Origin of the sequence: Nostoc sp. DedSLP03 (assembly GCF_034530815.1) — a bacterium.
Classification (GTDB): Bacteria; Cyanobacteriota; Cyanobacteriia; order Cyanobacteriales; family Nostocaceae; genus Nostoc.
In genome coordinates this window covers 1-18465 of the sequence record NZ_JAVRCK010000051.1, presented here as the reverse complement: position 1 = coordinate 18465, position 18465 = coordinate 1, and the positions used below count along the sequence as shown (strand labels likewise).

At 41.7% G+C, this 18465-nt stretch carries 16 protein-coding genes; 6 read left to right on the top strand and 10 right to left on the bottom strand.

The genetic code is table 11. From position 1 onward, the window contains the following. Window positions 1-20: 20 nt before the first annotated feature. Window positions 21-635, bottom strand: coding sequence for a hypothetical protein (locus RM368_RS22850; RefSeq protein ID WP_322696156.1), 615 nt, complete (start codon window positions 633-635; stop codon window positions 21-23). Window positions 636-774: 139 nt separating this feature from the next. Here RM368_RS22850 and RM368_RS22845 point away from each other — a divergent pair, with 139 nt between their 5' ends. Further along, entirely contained in the window at window positions 775-1206 is a 432-nt protein-coding gene (locus RM368_RS22845; RefSeq protein WP_322681563.1) for a biotin carboxylase, read from the top strand. Between the two features lie 581 nt (window positions 1207-1787). Here the strand turns inward: RM368_RS22845 and RM368_RS22840 are convergent. The 6 genes from RM368_RS22840 to RM368_RS22815 form a co-directional block, all read right to left on the bottom strand. After that, window positions 1788-2987, bottom strand: coding sequence for a hypothetical protein (locus RM368_RS22840; RefSeq protein ID WP_322696155.1), 1200 nt, complete (start codon window positions 2985-2987; stop codon window positions 1788-1790). Between the two features lie 150 nt (window positions 2988-3137). Beyond that, window positions 3138-5000 carry an iron uptake porin gene (locus RM368_RS22835; RefSeq protein ID WP_322696154.1) on the bottom strand — a complete coding sequence of 621 codons (1863 nt, stop codon included), beginning with the start codon at window positions 4998-5000 and terminating at the stop codon, window positions 3138-3140. A 367-nt stretch (window positions 5001-5367) separates the two neighbouring features. Continuing rightward, on the bottom strand, window positions 5368-5844 hold the full coding sequence (locus RM368_RS22830; RefSeq protein WP_322696153.1) for a hypothetical protein: 477 nt from the start codon (window positions 5842-5844) through the stop codon (window positions 5368-5370). A 220-nt stretch (window positions 5845-6064) separates the two neighbouring features. Further along, window positions 6065-6829, bottom strand: coding sequence for an ABC transporter ATP-binding protein (locus RM368_RS22825; protein ID WP_322696152.1), 765 nt, complete (start codon window positions 6827-6829; stop codon window positions 6065-6067). A gap of 90 nt (window positions 6830-6919) precedes the next feature. Beyond that, window positions 6920-7573, bottom strand: coding sequence for an energy-coupling factor transporter transmembrane protein EcfT (locus RM368_RS22820; protein WP_322696151.1), 654 nt, complete (start codon window positions 7571-7573; stop codon window positions 6920-6922). Continuing rightward, window positions 7566-8489, bottom strand: coding sequence for an energy-coupling factor ABC transporter permease (locus tag RM368_RS22815; protein ID WP_322696150.1), 924 nt, complete (start codon window positions 8487-8489; stop codon window positions 7566-7568). Before RM368_RS22815 ends, RM368_RS22820 begins: the two co-directional genes overlap by 8 nt. Window positions 8490-9393: 904 nt before the next feature. Between RM368_RS22815 and RM368_RS22810 the strand changes: the two genes are divergently transcribed. From RM368_RS22810 to RM368_RS22800, 3 genes are all read left to right on the top strand, one after another. Next, entirely contained in the window at window positions 9394-10632 is a 1239-nt protein-coding gene (locus RM368_RS22810; protein WP_322696149.1) for a glycosyltransferase, read from the top strand. A 106-nt stretch (window positions 10633-10738) separates the two neighbouring features. Continuing rightward, window positions 10739-12598, top strand: coding sequence for a glycosyltransferase (locus RM368_RS22805; RefSeq protein WP_322696148.1), 1860 nt, complete (start codon window positions 10739-10741; stop codon window positions 12596-12598). A gap of 234 nt (window positions 12599-12832) precedes the next feature. Continuing rightward, on the top strand, window positions 12833-15361 hold the full coding sequence (locus RM368_RS22800) for a mannose-1-phosphate guanyltransferase (protein WP_322696147.1): 2529 nt from the start codon (window positions 12833-12835) through the stop codon (window positions 15359-15361). 96 nt (window positions 15362-15457) lie between these two features. On the opposite strand, the gene RM368_RS22795 is transcribed toward RM368_RS22800, so the two are convergent. Continuing rightward, the gene (locus RM368_RS22795) at window positions 15458-15757 is read right to left on the bottom strand and encodes a hypothetical protein (protein WP_322696146.1); all 300 of its coding nucleotides are present in this window, start codon (window positions 15755-15757) and stop codon (window positions 15458-15460) included. 658 nt (window positions 15758-16415) lie between these two features. Here RM368_RS22795 and fldA point away from each other — a divergent pair. Continuing rightward, entirely contained in the window at window positions 16416-16928 is a 513-nt protein-coding gene (gene fldA / locus RM368_RS22790) for a flavodoxin FldA (RefSeq protein ID WP_322696145.1), read from the top strand. Window positions 16929-17000: 72 nt separating this feature from the next. Beyond that, window positions 17001-17750: an alpha/beta fold hydrolase gene (locus RM368_RS22785; RefSeq protein WP_322696144.1), complete on the top strand. Its 750-nt coding sequence runs from the start codon at window positions 17001-17003 to the stop codon at window positions 17748-17750. A gap of 38 nt (window positions 17751-17788) precedes the next feature. Here the strand turns inward: RM368_RS22785 and RM368_RS22780 are convergent, their stop codons facing one another. Further along, entirely contained in the window at window positions 17789-17911 is a 123-nt protein-coding gene (locus RM368_RS22780; RefSeq protein ID WP_322696143.1) for a hypothetical protein, read from the bottom strand. 33 nt (window positions 17912-17944) lie between these two features. Further along, entirely contained in the window at window positions 17945-18430 is a 486-nt protein-coding gene (locus RM368_RS22775; protein ID WP_322696142.1) for an AAA-like domain-containing protein, read from the bottom strand. Window positions 18431-18465: the final 35 nt, after the last annotated feature.

Here is an 18465-nt window from a genome sequence, read left to right as displayed (position 1 = left end):
TATTAAAAACTCAGCACTCCTTACTCCTTTTGAGACCAGCGCCAATTGTAGCGATTCCATTCATACATACCTTGAATTTCATACTCAGCGCCATTGAAGAAGCGGACGACGCAATTAGTAGAGGAATCATCGCTATCGCTAATTTCCTTAACCTTAATCACCATACAGGGAAACCATTCCCGCTTACAAGGCCCATCTTCTTGCACCCATTCCCATAGTGCATTGGAAATTTCAATGCGATCGCCTACTCTTAACTTCAGTGCATCCTCAAAATAAGAATACTTGTCAAAATGATATGACTCAACCCGATTCAACCACTGTAAACCATAGCGTTGGCGAATAAATTGTACCGTTCCAGAGTCATTTTCCAGCAACCAGTCGTTGAGTAATTGCACTTTCCAAGTGCGGTTGTGTTGTTCTTCCTCCTTCACAAATTGTAAAAATGCTTCTAATTCCTCTGGGGTAAGTTCGTCTAAAGGATTAGCAACATTTGACTTCCCAGAGGTAGAATTTCCCTGAGTTTGCTCAACCACTTGCAATAATATCTGTTTCTGCGTGTCAGTGAGAGGACAGCTTGCTGCATCACAATCATTAAAGGCTGCAAACATAGCTACTTCAATCTCATCTGGAGTCATAATTTCATAGCAATTGAGGGGTTATTCTCCTAATTATTACAAATGTTAAATTCAAGTCTCCAATCCTCTGTAGTTAAATTCAGGTAAGCTGAGGTTGTAAGTTAAATATTGTTTGCTAAATTAACTCACGGGGTCTTTTATGCGGTTGCGTTCACTCACGGTCGTTTTTATTTCATGTCTTATTACTTTTCTATCGTGGGTGATTATTCCCCCAGCTGAAGCCCTGACACAGATTAAACTATTTGATGTTTCCTATAAAGATTGTCCACCAGAACTAGCACAAGGGGCTGTTATCAGTAGTGGTAGCGCTGCTGCCAATTGTTTTCTTGTCGTTGGCAAAGCAGAAAATGGCACTAATAAAACAGTATACGACGCAGATATTTTTGGACGCATCTATGATGCTAATAATGACTCGGTGATGCAAAACCGCACTCGCTTAGGTTCTATTACCGAGGTGCCACCAGGTATTAGCGATTTTGAATTGAGAATTTCTGTACCTGCGAATCAGCCTACTCCATTGAAGCTAAAACAGTTCAAGGCTGCGGGGTTTAGCGGTCAAGTGCGTAAGTAATTCTTAATTCGTAGTACTCGCCAAAGGCGAGAAACAGGCTAGGTAATTAACGTAAGTTGCTAGTTATATCATGTCCGGCTAATCAGTTATGATTTGCTACATCTGAGCAGATAAAAGAAACTCTTTCTCCCCCTGCCCCCTGCGGTCTTGATGACAAGTTTTTAAACGAACACGATATTATAGCCGTAGTCATATAGGTTAAAACAGTGTTAATTGCTCAAAGCCTTAAATTGACTGGGTTAGAATCGTATTTTTTGATAACTAGCAACTTGGGTTAAAGAACTTCCAAATAAAAAAATATCCAATTAACTCCTGTGGAGTGGGCATCTTGCCATTGGTGTCAAGTTAAGAAACTTAGAATCTTGTCAAGTAGGGATAACTCAATGCTTAAATTCAACACCCTTGTGTTGAAAAAACTACGAGTAAACCACCTAAAAAAGCAGGAAATTCAGAATTTCGTCATCGGGTGACAGTGCCAGCGCCAACGAGGGAAGAGATAGAATTGCGGTTAATAGTGCTGGTAATGACGAGACGCACACCCCACAAGAAGTGTTGGATATTTTTTATTGAAAAGTCCCTAACTAACGCAGTAGCACTCGACTACGAGGGCCGATCGCTTGTTTTGCTAAAGTGGGCATTGTACAACTCTTAGTAGAATCTTGCGAACAAGCGGCTTGAGCAAGGGTTGCAGGGTTGACAACTACTTGATTCACCTCTAGGGACTTACCATTGCTCAATTCCATATTAGGTGTAGTAGAAATTGATGGTGAATTCGACCCAGATGTGTACGTTGTAGGTGTCGAGGAAGCGCTACTATCAACTATTGGTATAACAGTGAATGTGTTGCCGCCATCAACCATTGGCGTAACAGTGAATGTGTTTCCATCATTAACTATAGGTGCAGGAGCGATCGCACTACCACCACTAACTACAGGTGTAGGAGCGATCGCACTACCATCGATTACTGATGGGGGAATGGGTGTACTACCACCACTAATTACTGGTGGGGGAGTGGGTGTGCTACCACCGCTACTTACTGGTGGGGGAGTGGGTGTACTACCGTTACCAGTAGTTGGTGTAGGAGTTATGAGAGTTGCAGTTGCAGGTACTTTGATTTGTATTCTTGCTAGGGGTGAGTTAGTCATTTCCAAAGATGTCACCTTTGGCGAACCTGGGAGATCGGATTTGAAATCAAAGACTGTGGGGGTGGCGCTACCATTGCGATCGCTATATCGGACTCCATATCCACTCACTTCAAAAGTGCCCTGATACTGGTTTCCAGTGTTTGGATCGGTGACAATACCAGTGTATAAGGCTTTGGTGAGATTAAATTCATCCTGAACTACTCCTTGAAACGTGGTTCCTGCCAATTGTCCTTGGTATTTATAGGGTGTCAGCTCACCACCAGAGAGAATCGGCGAAGTAAGAACGCCATTAAAGGAGACAATCGGAATGCCTTTAAAGTCAACAAAATAATGCAGACTACCATCAGAGCGTGTTTGTACCTGCACATAGTCTGACTTGTATATAGGAACATAATTAGGATTGTTCTTAGTACCTAAGTTCCGCGAGTAAGTCCCCGTGTCGTCTGTATCAACACGAGTAATGCTTTGATTGAAATTGGGATTATTTCTGGGAAGTTGGATAGTACCCGATAATGTGCCAGTGCTTTGAATTGTGATTTGAGCAGAAGCATTTGTTCCACTTAAACCGATGAAGACTGCGGCTAAACTGCTGCTAACAAGAAAACAACCCAAATGAACTGATGAATTTAATTTCATAAAAAATTTGCTCCTTTAATCACATACAAAAAAAATACGCGTATGTTTACGCATGACTTTTCCTTGCTCCTAATGGATCGTGAAAATATCTAATACTGAACTAACCAGTATTTAAACAGCGTATTTTATTACATTTTCATCAGTACAAAATTAAAACCGGAAACTTGCTCTTAATGTCCCAACGATTAATGCATCGTTAGCAGCATTGTGATCCGGATTGAGAATAACGAATAAGCCTGGAGTCAAGGCGATATTGTCGCTGAGTTGGGCGCGGTAAAAAACTTCTACGTGAATTGATGTGTCACTACGTCCACCTGCTGTCCCCCCATCAGAAAAGTTGGGAAAATTGAAGCCGTCGGGTAAAGTACTGGAAGTAATTTTGGGCGGTTGTCCAACGAGAACGCCCCCTAAATTCCCAGGACGCAACAAATTAGGAAAAGCTGCGAATACCATCCAGTTGGTAGTTTCTACACTTCCCGAAAGTTTAAATGGCTTGGAAGAAGTAAAGCCACCCCAACCGCCCAATTGCAAGTTAGGGTTAATTCGCCAAGCAACGGTAGCGCCAATGGCTTGGGTATCGAAAGCTGTAGGAGCTGCAAAAGGTGAAATCAGTTGAGAATCGCCAATACCACCTCCCAGTAAGCCATCTGGGGAGTGGGAATAGAGATAATGTACGCCGACATCGATGTTATTTGTGGGTGCTAAACTTAACTGAGCGCCAGCAGTATATCTACCACCAAATAGTCCGCCCTGCTTGGTATCGCCAGCAAAACTGGGAATTTCGGCACTATAAACGCCTTGCAAACTGATGCGATCGCTAATTTCCCAGTCAAAGCCTATACCACCACTGCCGTTACCAATACTTAAAATCGGGTTTCGCTGACCAAATAGAGAAATTGCACCATCACTAGAACCTTCTAAAGGGCTAATACCGCGAAAGGTGTTAATCGGGTTGACTCCGGCCGTACCGACGACAATTCCCAAGTTATGCGAGGCCAGAAACCGATAAGATAAGTCACTAATAACTAGATTGTTGTCTGTATTTGACTCGAATCCCAACCGCCCCATATTGGTAGATAACAATGATGCATTAGAACCCAAATTACCCGCAGACAGCCCTGTTAACAGCAAATCTCGCCCTGTAAATGAAGTTGCTAAGGTTAGTTGGGCGCTACTTGTAAACGTCAGATTGGTTTTTCCCTGGCGTTCAGGTACGCCATCTCTCGGAAATAAATCGACATCGGGGCTATTGGTTCCCTGGACGCTAAAAATTGCTTGACCAAATAACCTAGTAGTTGTGGAAAACCGATTTCCTTGTAATTCACTAGTCTGCTTTTCCACAACCTCGATACGCTGCTGTAATTGCTGCAACTCTGCTTTGAATTCGCCCTGTAACTTTTGCAGCAGGATTAAATCTTCATTATTAACAGTATTAATTTTATTGTTAGCGTTCGCATCGTTAATCTTCTCCAAACAAGCATTTAAACCAGCCGCAAATTCATAACGGCTGATGCTACGATTCCCCAGATAAGTCTCATCAGTGTATCCCGCAATGCAGCCATAGCGTTCTACTAAAGACTGCAAAGCAGCAAAAGCCCAGTCGGAGGGTTGCACATCCTGGAGTTGTGATACTGAGGTGACTTGAGACATTGGGTTGTCTGAGTCTGGAGGATGAGGAGATGGAGAAAATTCTTCTGTACTTTCCTGGTTCTGTACAACTTCTGCTATAGGTTGAGTATTTTTTGATTCAGGTAAGTTAGGTGAACTGATAAATTGAATTTTGTCTCTACTTTTTCTAAGTATATTATCGTACTTATTTTTTATCGCTGACGAGGTAGTTATATCTGGTTGCACGAATTCAGGTGGTGTAATTTGAGCAGGTGAGACAACTTGAGATAAATTATCCTGTGTTGACTGCTGCACCGGGTTTTCTGGCAGAATTACGGACTTTTCTGGTAAATTGAGCGCAGATATTGGCGCTGTTGCCAGCACACTCGCCATCAGTAGACTCATATCACTCCTGGTATTTCATTTGACTTGCACCAATACTTCTTTTGACAGGTAAAGTTGGTGTACGTCAGGAAATTTTTTAAAAAAGAAGTGATAAAAGTTACTGTATTTCTAAGAGCTATCGCTGTATCAGTGGGAGAATAGACCTCTTGCAAAAGTGCTTTTTGCAAGAGAGGGAAAAGGGTAAAGGTTAAAGGGGAAGGGGACGATACAGAACTTTTTCCCCTTCCCCCTGCCCCTTATCCCCTTCTTGGGACCCCACCTTCCCCTTTTCCCGACTTATGCAAGAAGTCTAATGAAAGAGCAGAGGAGAAGTTGCAGTAAGTTTTTCCCCTCTGCCCAATGCCCAATGCCCAATATCCTAGATAGATTATTCTGGTTCGCTACAATACTTATTCATCTGATTCACTAATGTATCTGACTGTTTGCCAAGAGTTGTAGCTGTTGTCAGTGCGGAATCAATTTCGGCTCTAGCCTTTTGGATTTTTTCTCTTCCAGATTCTGAGGCTTGTGCTGTCTTGGTTGCACCAAGTGCTTTACCTGCTTTGGCGATCGCTTGGCTAAGATTTTGAAAAATCTTCACAAAACTGCTTTGAAATTCTTTCAGCTTCGGATCTGTTAGCTTCAGTTCTCCAATGGATTTAGTCACAAAGTCTAAATCTTTAGATAACTGTATGCTAGTTATCACTTGTGTTCCTTTATTTTTATCAATTAGAGAAGTTCCAGCATTCACAACTCGAATCAGTCGCTGGCACTGGGAAACTTTATTGTCACTGCAACTAGCAACTAACAAAGCAATACTTAGGCTCACAGGAACAAGAACAGTATATTTATGTAAAACAGACATTAACACCCCAACAGCAATTCAACCCACAATATAGTATCCAATATTACGGGGAAATGAGAGGATTGGGCACAAGACGCAGAGAGGCAGGGGGAGAAATCAATTCAAAATTCAAGTTGCGCTGGAAGCGCACCAAAGGTGCGACTCAAAATTCAAAATCCAAAATTAAAGAACTTCTGCCTCCTCTTTCCCAATACCCAATGCCCAATGCCCAATGCCCAAATCACCAATCTATCGGCAAACCCAACTGGTCTAAAGTAGCACCATCTTGTAATAGTGGTTGAATATCACTGTCTATTTGAATACGACCACCAGAAAGTACCAAAGCGCGTTGAGTGACTCTGCTTAACCAATTTAGATCGTGGGAAGCAATTAAAATCGCTTGCACAGGTAACTTTAATAATACTTGCCCCAAATGACGACGCCATGCTGGATCGAGACCGTTAGTTGGCTCATCCAAAATTAGAATTGTTGGTTCTAGGGCTAAAATTGAGGCTAGGGCGGCTAGGCGTCTTTGTCCACCAGAAAGTTCGTGGGCGGAACGATTAGCGTAGGCTTCTAGACCAAAATCAGCTAATAACTGGCGGGCGCGATCGCTTGCTTCTGCTGATGATATCCCATAGTTACGCGGCCCAAAGGTAACATCTTCTAAGATGGTGGGCATAAATAGTTGGTCGTTGGCATCTTGGAAGCTAAAGCCTATTTGACGACGCACTTGGGGTAAAGTTTGCGGTTCTACGGGAATGCCATTAATGGTAATTTTTCCTGTTTGCGGTTGTTTTAAGCCGATTAAGTTCTCCAACAAGGTACTTTTTCCAGAACCTGTTGCTCCCATCAATGCAACGCGATCGCCTTTGTTCAAGGTAAAAGATATTTCCTGTAATACTGGCTCTTGGTGGGAATATGCATACACCAGGTTCTCAACCTCGACTACAGCTGTATGGGGGTTATGGGTTGATAATTGGGGATTAGAAGTTAATGATTTCAAAATTTACAAACTCAATATGTAAGGGAGTAGAGACGCGATTGCTCGCGTTTTAGTGAGAGACGCGATTTTGCATCTCTACTAAGGAGTGGGTTAAATCTTGTAAGAAGTTAGAGTTACACTAGCAGCGATCGCCCAAGCTAGTAATAAGGCAAAACGTTCTTTTGGTCTAAGGGTAGAATCTATGGGTAATTGTCCGTTGTAACCACGAGCTACCATTGCCGCATAGACTCGCTCTGCTCGATCTAAACTACGGAGATACAAAGCTCCAATCATAGCTGCACTGGCATAGCGCAACCATCCCGTAGTTCCATTCAAACCGCGTAGTTGGGCGCTGCGCCGCATCCGCGTTACTTCTGAGAGCAAAATTTCCATATATTGCCCAGCTAATAACAAGTTTTGCTTTAAAGGTGCTGGTACTGGCAAGCTTTTCAGGGCAATGCCGAAACTGTGGGGCGGTAAGGTTAACAAAAAACTATTCATCGTCACCAGACAAACCAGCGAACGAACTAGCAAAAAACTGGCTCGTTCCCATCCCAAGGGCAATGCTAGCAATGACAAAAAAATCAATTCTGTGCCGAGTAATCCTCCCAATTGGCGAATTGGTACGCGCAAGAAGCAAGCCCATAAAAGTGCGATCGCGCCATATACACTTAGTCCATACCAGGCATGATGCTTTAATAAAGCTGCTCCCACCACGATCGCTAGAGACAGTTGTAAACGTAGCGGTAAGGAAAGTTTAAGCATTATTCGGTTTCACTACCTTGGCAATTCCAAAGGCAACAGCAAAGCAAACCGCAGCTCCCACCAGCCCAGCGATACTAGTGCCAATTGGCCCTAAACCCTCAATTCCATAGTCAGCTAAGGGAGTCGGCACAATTATCCGTACTTTCTCGGCTAAGTGAATGAAACCTGTATTTTCAGCAACTTTCTCCAACCCATCGGGCCAGGCTGAGGCAAAGAGTGACAGCACTCCTGCAATCAAAAAAATGGTGACAATAGGCACTGACCAGCCACGAAACTCATGCTGTTCGCCTGGTAACATATCTGGTCTGGCTCTGGCCAGATAGGTCAACACACCCCCGGTAATCATTCCTTCGCCAATGCCAATTAAAATATGCACGCCAGTCATGGCTGGTAAAACTATCGCTACCGGTGCAGTTCCAGAGAGAGCCAATTCAATGGCACAAACGATCGCAGCTACCACTACACTCACTCCAGCGGCGATTGCAGCAGCCAAGGGTAAGCGCCCTTTAGACCCTCCAAACAGCCTTTGCAAGGTTTCGGTTAAAACCCAGCCAACCCAAACCCCAACTACTGCCATGTTAAAAATGTTTGCTCCCAAGGCTGTAATGCCACCATCAGCAAATAACACGGCTTGAATAATTAAAACTGTGGCAAGACACAACGTTCCTGCCCAAGGACTGCCCAAAACGATCGCAGCTAAGGTTCCCCCTAACAAGTGACCACTAGTACCTCCTGCTACTGGAAAATTGATCATCTGGGCAGCAAAAATAAAGGCGGTGGTTAGTCCCAATATCGGGGCACGACGAATACCAAAAGCCTCTTGCGATCGCCCGAAGGCAACAAACAACGCTGCCACACTCGCTAAACCAGTAGCCCCGGCCACTGGAATAGAAACAAATCCATCAGGAATATGCATGATCTACCCTGTATTTTTAGAGGTTCATTTATTCAAAACAAGCAATAAAACTACGCCATCATTTTAATAACAAACAAAATTTTTCTCTTTTTTGCAATGCCCTACCGGGGGATTTTATAATGTTACTTTTGACATATTTTCAATCGAGTCTCTACTAAATAGTATACTTATTTAGTAACATATTAATTTTTGTTAAACTGATTTTTTATATTGCTAAACGTTGACAAAATGGGACTGTACTTATCTCGTCTCATTTTGTCGATCAAATTACTCCGAAAAAGAGATAATCAAGAAACTTTAGCTACCTCTTACCTTATGGAGTAGTTCATTTTTTCAAAAATCAAACAGGAATTTATAGCTGCTCTTATAGTTAAGAAATAGCTATAACTATTTCTCCAAAAAATGTTTTGATTTTTTTGTAGTGTTTAATTAATTCCTTATTGCATCAAAAAATAAGTTTTTACGGATGTAACAAGCTTATGTAATCAACATTTGCACTTTATTTTTACCTTGCTGTAAAAACAATAATGTATACGCACATTAACCAAATTACCGATACTCCATACTAAATTAATATTCCCTGTAGTCTCATTAAATAATTATAAAGATATGCTGAATAAACTGTATATTTGCTGACTTAGTTTACTGAAAAGTACATAATGTTTTGCTAAAAATACGTAATTCTTCGTATAATATCATAAAAATAAGGGGTAAGATGTAAAACTTAGATAAATTTAGGAAAATACTAGAAATCGAAGTGCGGAAATTACTAAACTTTCAGGGCAACTAACTGTAACAAAAGGATTCCTCGACTTTTGAGTAACTAAGTTCAGTCAATAAAGGCACCAGATGTTTGATTCTATTTTCCACGGACTTTACACACCCTCGTTTTGCAATTTGGAATATGAAAACAAACTCATCGAACTCGTTGTTAACAGTATCAACCGGCCCGCTAAAGATTTCAGAGTTGCCCCCCAACCCCGTGGGTACAGATGATAATTCTATTCATCTTTCTCTAGTAATTCCTACTTATAAAGAGCGTGACAACATCAAAAATGTAGTCAGCATATTGAGTCAATTACTGGATGAATCTATTGCAGGAAAGTATGAACTAATAGTGGTAGATGATGATAGCCCAGACCGAACCTGGGAGATAGCGCAATCTTTGACGAAAGAATACCCCCAGTTGCGAGTAATGCGACGCCAACAGGAACGGGGGCTATCCTCAGCAGTGATTCGTGGATGGCAAGCAGCTACGGGTAGTGTGTTGGGAGTGATTGATGGAGATTTGCAGCATCCACCAGAGGTACTAATACAACTGTTAGCTAATATTGAGCAAGGAGCAGATTTGGCAGTAGCTAGCCGTCATGTAGAAGGAGGCGGTGTTAGTAGCTGGAGTGTTGTTAGGCGTTTCTTGTCTCGTGGCGCTCAGTTGTTAGGCTTGGTAATTTTACCGGGGGTATTGGGCAGAGTTTCTGACCCGATGAGTGGTTATTTTATGGTGCGTCGGAGTGCGATCGCAGGTGTAACACTCAATCCAGTTGGATATAAAATTCTCCTAGAAGTAATTGGCCGAGGAAAAGTAGACCAAGTTGCCGAAGTTGGGTATGTCTTTTGCGAACGCAAAGAGGGCGAGAGTAAGGTGACATGGAAGCAATATATAGATTACATCCACCACTTAGTGCGATTGCGGCTTTCCACAGGTAAAGTAGGACGATTGCAAAGAAAAGTCAATTTCCCCATCGGTAGATTTGTCCGTTTTGGGTTTGTTGGCTTTAGTGGTGTGTTTGTGGATTTAACGGTGTTTCACTTGCTGCGTACTGTAATTCATTTAGGTTTAACCCGCAGTACGATTCTTTCAGCTGGAGTGGCAATCGTAAATAATTTTTTGTGGAATGATATATGGACTTTTAGTGATATTTCTCAGAGGCAACGTGCTTCGCATCAACGTTTCAAGCGATTCTTGAAGTTCAGTGCGGTCTGTTTGGCAGGAGTTATATTACAAGCTTTAATAATTAACTTTCTCTATAATATCTTGGAAATAAATCAGTATTTAGCTAAGTTGATCGCGATCGCAGTTGCTACCATTTGGAATTTCTGGGTTAATTTGAAACTTAGCTGGCGCGTCACAGACGTGAAATAATCACAACGAGGGATTTGAGCTTTAGATTTTTGTTTTTAGATTTTAGAACGAACGAACTTAAATCTCAAACGTCAAATCTACAAATCCATGACTGTGAGGCCCAGCAATGAGAGTTCTTTTCCAAGGTGCATTTTATTTTTACAAACAAATTATCTCGTTGCTAACTGCATCTGCTATACATTTCCTGCCTCTGGCAGATAAAAACTCTGGCTCACAACGCAAGCATTGGCATAATTGGCATCGCCTTCCTCCTTTCTGGGTTCATCTCTTGCCGATCTTAATATGGTCGATTGTCGGCATCAGCTTGCGCCTAATCAACTTGACTGCAAAGCCTCCTTGGACTGATGAGTTTGCCACCTTGGTGTTTAGCTTGGGGAATACTTTTATATCAGTTCCCCTCGATCGAGCGATCGCACCTGATATCCTATTACAACCACTGCAACTAAACCCAGCTGCAACTATTGGTGATGTCATTCATAACTTAGCCACACAAGATAATCATCCACCACTGTATTTTGTGCTGGCTTACCTGTGGATGAAGTTATTTCCTAGCGATGGAGGATTAATATCGCTGTTTGGTGCGCGATTGCTACCAGCGATATTCGGTGCTGCCTCCATTCCGTGTGTTTACGTATTAGGTAGAGTAGCGTTTCGTTCGTCATTAGTGGGACACTTGACTGCTGCGATGATGGCAGTATCACCTTATGGCGTATTTTTAGCACAAGAAGCGCGTCATTATACTTTGGCAATCTTATGGGTAATTGGTTCCCTCACCTGCTTAGTAATCGCCACACGTCATATTCAAAACCGCACATCTTTACCTATATGGGTAGCACTTTTCTGGATCGGAATTAATGCTTTAGGTATTGCTACTCATTATTTTTTCAGCATTACCCTTTGCACAGAAGTCGTAGTTTTGATTTTTCTGGCTTGGCTTCAATTGCAAAATAGCAGCAAATTTTCTCTTTTCTTCTCTCCTCCTTGGCGGCGTATCTATGCCGTTGTCATAGGTACTTGTGTAGCGGGTTTAATTTGGATACCAACCTTGTTAGAGAATGAAAATCGTGGTGCTTTGACCGAGTGGATTCGAGGTTCGCGCGTTGGACTAGAGTGGTTAAGCCCAATTTTTCAAGCTTTAGGAACATTGATTGCAATGATTTCCCTATTACCAGTTGAATCTTCTCAAGCTTTGGTTGTGATTCCTTCTGGAATAGTGATGCTAACTTTCTTTATTTGGGCAGTACCAATTTTGCTGCGTGGGATTAAAATTCAACTACAGCACACAGAAAGCCGGATGATGATTCAGGTACTTGCTGGAGTCGTTATCAGTGCGATCGCAATATTCTTTATCTTTACGTACTTTTTGGGTATTGACCTCACCAGAGGTGCTAGATATAACTTTGTTTACTTTCCTGCGATCGTGGTTTTACTAGGTGCAAGTCTTGCAGTTTGTTGGCATCCTCCCCAGATGGAAACAGAGCCAGGGAAAAATGGGGTAACAAGCATAGGTAAATGGGGAATAAACGGGAAAAAAGCCGTAATGGTAATTTGGTTAATGGGATTTTTCAGTGCAGTTACAGTAGTTTGCAATCTCGGCTATCAAAAATATTATCGTCCTGACCTGTTTGTGCAACTAATTCAACAAACATCCCGAACACCAGTACTGATTGCCACCACCCACAAAACTTATGTACACACTGGGGAAATGATGGGAGTTGCCAGGGAGATTAAACTTGCAGATTCACTCCAAAATCCTCTGTTTCTCCTGGCTCATCAAGATCGAGATCCGAACGCTTCCACCATTGCTTTGGAAAATACTTTAAAAAATTTACCACGACCTTTTGACTTGTGGCTGGTAAACTTTCACGCACCCGTAGCAGAAACCGCGAAAAAATGTGTTACATCTAATACTCGATCTTTGCCAACCGTAGACGGCTACGAATATGAACTTTATCGTTGCCAATAAATAGGGAGCAGGGGGCAGGGGAAAAGGTTAAAGGGTAAAGGGTAAAGGGATAAATTTAACTTTTCCCCCTTACCCCTTTCCCTTTGCCCATTCCCAATCCCCAATCCCCAATCTATATGCATCTTGTGGAAGTTCCTCAAATCTCAATATCCATAGGAGACTAGAGAAAGAAAAACAAAATATATCTGACACGTTTTTCAAATAGCGAAAGCTGTAACTAGTTAAGGAGGATTTATGCGTGCAGTACTGATGGCGGGGGGTTCGGGAACGCGGCTTCGCCCGTTAACTTGCGATCTACCAAAACCGATGGTGCCGATTCTAAATCGACCAATTGCCGAACATATTATCAATCTCCTCAAACGACATCAAATTACAGAAGTTATTGCAACATTGCATTATTTACCTGATGTCTTGCGAGACTATTTTCAAGATGGCAGCGATTTTGGCGTTCAGATGACTTATGCTGTCGAAGAAGATCAGCCTTTGGGTACAGCAGGCTGTGTAAAAAACATTGCCGAACTTCTTGATGAAACCTTTTTAGTTATTAGCGGGGATAGCATAACAGATTTTGACCTGACGGCAGCGATCGCATATCACAAACAAAAACAGTCAAAAGCTACTTTGATTTTAACCAGGGTTCCCAACCCGATTGAATTTGGAGTGGTGATTACCGATGAAGAAACACGGATTCGGCGATTTTTAGAAAAACCCTCTAGTAGTGAAATTTTTTCTGATACCGTTAACACTGGTACTTACATTCTCGAACCAGAAGTTTTGGAATATCTGCCAGCAAACGTTGAATGTGACTTTTCTAAAGACTTATTCCCCTTACTGCTAACAAAAGATGAGCCAATGTATGGTTACATTGCTCAAGGTTACTGGTGTGATGTCGGTCACTTAGATGCCTATCGTGAGGCTCAGTATGACGCGTTAGATCGAAAAGTCCAGTTGGATTTTGCCTACAAAGAAGTTTCTCATGAATTATGGGTAGGCCAAAATACTTACATCGATCGCACGGCTGTGATTGAAACCCCGGCTGTGATTGGTGATAATTGCCGTATTGGGGCAAGAGTACAGATTGAGGCAGGAACCGTAATTGGGGATAATGTCACTATTGGCGCTGATGCTAATCTCAAGCGTCCCATCGTGTGGAATGGGGCATTTATTGGCGATGAAGCACATCTTTCTGCCTGTGTAATTTCCCGTGGCACTCGTGTAGACCGCCGCGCCCATGTATTAGAAGCTGCTGTTGTAGGTTCGCTTTCTACGGTGGGAGAAGAAGCCCAAATTAGCCCTGGTGTGCGCGTTTGGCCCAGTAAAAAGATTGAGTCAGGGGCAGTTTTAAACATTAACTTAATTTGGGGGAACACTGCCCAACGAAATTTATTTGGTCAACGTGGCGTTCAAGGATTAGCTAATATCGATATCACCCCAGAATTTGCTGTGAAATTGGGAGCTGCTTACGGTTCTACTTTGAAACCTGGTTCTAAAGTAACGGTTTCCCGCGACCAGCGTAATATTTCTCGGATGGTGACGCGATCGCTGATTGCAGGTTTAATGTCGGTAGGTGTTGACATTCAAAACCTTGATGCCACAGCTATCCCCATCGCCCGTACAGTTATACCCACAATGTCGGTAGCTGGTGGTATCCACGTCCGGGTACACCCCGACCGCCCTGACTACATTCTGATTGAATTCATGGATGCCAAGGGCATTAATATCACCAAAGCCCTGGAAAAGAAAATTGAAGGGGCTTACTTTAAGGAAGATATGCGGCGGGCGCTAATTCATGAAATTGGCGATGTATCTTATCCTAGCCAAGTCATGGAGCGCTACTGTACTGCTTTTGAGAAATTATTGCATGTTCATACACTCCGTAATAGCCGCGCAAAAGTGGTGATTGACTATGTTTATGCAGTATCAGGGGCAGTTTTACCCCAAATGTTGGATAAATTTGGCGCTGATGCAGTGGTATTGAATGCCAGTGTCAATAAAACGGCAATGTCAATCACCGATCGCGAAGGATTGCTAACTCAGTTAGGTCATGTAGTGGAAGCATTGAAAGCTAACTTTGGGGTGCAAGTATCCGCTAATGGAGAACAGCTAATTTTAGTTGATGAATCCGGCTATCCAATTCGTGGGGAAATGTTAACAGCACTGATGGTAGACATGATATTAACTGCTAACCCCAGAGGAACAGTAGTTGTACCAGTTCATGCTTCTAGTGCTATTGAACAAGTTGCCCGTCGCCATGATGGTAGAGTGATTCGCACTAAAGCCAATCCTACAGCTTTAATGGAGGCTTGCCAGAAAAACCCGAATGTGGTAATTGGAGGTAGTGGAGAGACTGGTTTTATTTTCCCGCAACTGCATCCGGGATTTGATTCTATGTTCTGTATTGCCAAGATAATTGAGATGTTGACTATACAGGAGCGATCGCTTGCTGCGGCGCGGTCAGAATTGCCCCGTGTAATTCACAAAAGTTATACAGTCCGTTGCCCGTGGACAGCCAAGGGTGCTTTGATGCGTTACTTGGTAGAAACTCACCCAGCCCAAAACCTAGAACTCATTGATGGAGTAAAAATTTGTCAACCCTACGATGACAGTTGGCTGTTAGTTTTACCAGATGCCAGCGAACCACTGGTGCATTTGTATGCAAATAGCAACGATCGCGAATGGGTAGATGAAACTGTGAGAAACTACCGCACCCGTGTTCAGACTTTTGTGGAAAGACAACAAGAATATCAACCCGCCGAAGTTTAATTCGTAATACTTCGGCTACGCTCAGTACAAGTTCGTAATTCGTAATTGAATTCTTTAATTACGAACTACGAATTATGTTGAGTGGGTTCTAAATCATCATTGAGAACATTCTGGTAAATTTGTACCTGCGTAATTGCAATCAAAATAAATTAAAGCTTCCCTACTAGAAGCAAATCCTTGAGTTGTGGTATATGGGTCACTTTCTGGATTTGCTTCATATCGCCAAACTTTCAAATAGTAATAATTATTATCTGTAGACCATAATTCGTAACGGTAATTACCTCCTGATCCTTGACTATTTAAATAGTCAGCTAGTGCTGTATTTGATATAGACACAAAGCTAAATACAGTCAAAACCGGAATTACAGCTAGTTTCAGTATTTGGATTAATTTCATAAATGCACAAAAAACTTACTCCCTCTAGCCTCCTTTACCGAAGTGATTTTTGAAACTAGTAATTATCAGGAATATTTTGTGAGGATATCGTAAGACGCGATAAATCACGTCTCTACAACAAGGGTTATCGATATTTTATAGCGATTTAAACTATCTTCTTGCAGAGTGCGTTATTCACTCTTAATATTAAATACGGTAACTCAATCGATTTAACGTATTTAATGTAGCCAAAGAACAGTATCACATAACTCCTGCAAGATCAAGTCTTGTATCGCTTTTAGTCTAAACTCTTTTGTTCAGGCGTTCATCTCAATACTCCTATTCAAGTCAGTGCGAAGTTTTTGACCAATTAAGGTATGAGAATTCTTGCTGCCTCGTCTAGTTTTTGGTTTGTTTCCTGAAATACTTAACAAAAGTTTACTCATTTAAATGAAAAAGACTCTCAATTAGTCTGATAGTATATCTTCAGGGTTATTGAGAGTAATACTCATTAAGTGAGTGATGTATTTCAGCTATTGGCAAACTTTCTGAAAAGATAAGGCTTTTGACTTGCGTGGCTGTTCAAACACTGGAGTCGATGCCTTGATGGGCAGATTAACCAACCTCTCAAGGCGACTTTTTAGCAGGGCACACAACTATTTATTTCTCAGGTGTCAATATGTCAAAAAAAATTGGTTTGTTTTACGGTACTCAAACTGGTAACACTGAATCTGATGCTGAAAAAATTCGGGATGAGTTTGGTGATGATGTTGTGACATTACATCCCATTTACGAGGCGGATAGTAGCACTTTTGATGAATATGACTTGCTGATTATTGGCTCTCCTACTTGGGATATTGGTCAACTTCAGAGCGATTGGGAAGGCTTTTTCTCCGATCTAGATGAAATAGATTTTAGTGGAAAGCTAGTTGCCTATTTTGGTGATGGAGACCAATATGGCTATGCCGATAACTTCCAAGATGCAATCGGAATTCTAGAAGAAAAAATTTCCCAACGGGGTGGTAAAACTGTTGGTTATTGGCCAACTGAGGGATATGACTTTGAGAATTCTAAAGCTTTGAGAAATGGCAAGTTTGTCGGATTGGCACTTGATGAAGGTAGTCAATCTGATTTAACAGATGAGCGAATTAAAACTTGGGTTGCTCAGTTGAAGACAGAATTTGGTTTGTAGAGATTTAGGGCGTACAGCTAACTGTACGCCTTTGTTGAAACTGATAATTTAATTTAGAAGTTCTAGGTATTTATGTCTGATTCATTTGATGTTTTATGGTTAAGTGCCAGTCCAGCTTTGCAGCGTTTTGATAAACCATTACTTGAATATTTATCTAGTTATATAAATGTTGCCCATTGGGAATATCAGCAAACTAAAGATGAAGCCAGTTCCATAGATCAAGCTGTAGATTTACTGTATGAATTTTTAGAATGCCGCGGCCCCGTGCATTTAGTAGGACATGCTATGGGTGGTGCGATCGCTTTAACCTTTGCGCGGCGATTTCCGCAAAAAGTGCGATCGCTCACTCTGCTAGCTGTAGCAGCTCAACCTGCAAACAATTGGCAAGCTCACTATTACTTTCAACGACAACTTTTTAGCATCAGCCGTGAACTAATTCTAGCAAGTAGCGTTCGCAGTCTATTTGGCAATCAACCACCTCATACCACTAAAAAGTTAGTAGCTGCCTTAGATAAAGATTTAGAACAATCTCCCACGTCACACTCTTTATTTAAGTTGGTTTATTTACCCAAGGGTGGAGTTTCTATGCCAATGATGGTATGTGGTAGCAAGAGCGATCCAGTAGTCAATCCACCTGCATTGCATGACTGGTTAAATTGGTTCAAGCCAGAAGATAAACTTTGGGAATGCCCACAAGGGTATCATTTTTTTCACTATTTCTATCCTCAACAGGTTGGCGAACAAATTTTGAGTTTTTGGCAACACCACCATCCGCATCTACTGGAAGCATCTGCACTATCTTTTAGCACTTCTATAAATTAGTAACTTTGAGGTGCGATGTCTGACGACAAGCCTTACAGCTACGCACTTGTGAAAGTTGGGTGTACTGGGGTGCGTAGCTTGCCGCCGTAGGCATCGCCTTTGGTGTTGGCGTTGCGTAGGCGTAGCCCGTCGTAGACATCGCTAATAATTTTACCACTCATTATTGATGCTTCATCCTCTCAAGCTGGGTGTAATCATTCGGATAGGCGTTCTCGAAAATAAAGACGATATAAATTACAAAGGCATTGAACTTTATTTTCTTTAAATTTAATTAAGCCCAGACTACGTAATTTAAAACTTTGTGTATAGTCTAATTGCACAGGAATATCACTCTCAATAACTTTTTTCATCGCTGCTTTTAACAATTTATCTTCTTCTAGTAGTGAAAGATAGGGATGTAAAAAGCCTCTAAATAATCCCTCATCAGTGGGAGCAACTTTCAGAAGTTGTTTTAAAGTTAAATTACCTGTGGCAATTTGATAAAGAGCAGTTCTTAATAAATAAGGATGACCATCAATCATTTCCTTTAATTGTCCGACTTCTGTATCTGACCAATTTAATTTATGTCGTTGGACTAATTCTTTTATTTGTGTGACGTTGAATTCTCCGATTTCGATAGGTAAACCTACATTAAAGGGGGATTGATTGACATTTAAAGAAACATACCCCTCTTCTGTCACTTTCCGGGTATTCTAAATAAAAGGACTAAAAGAAA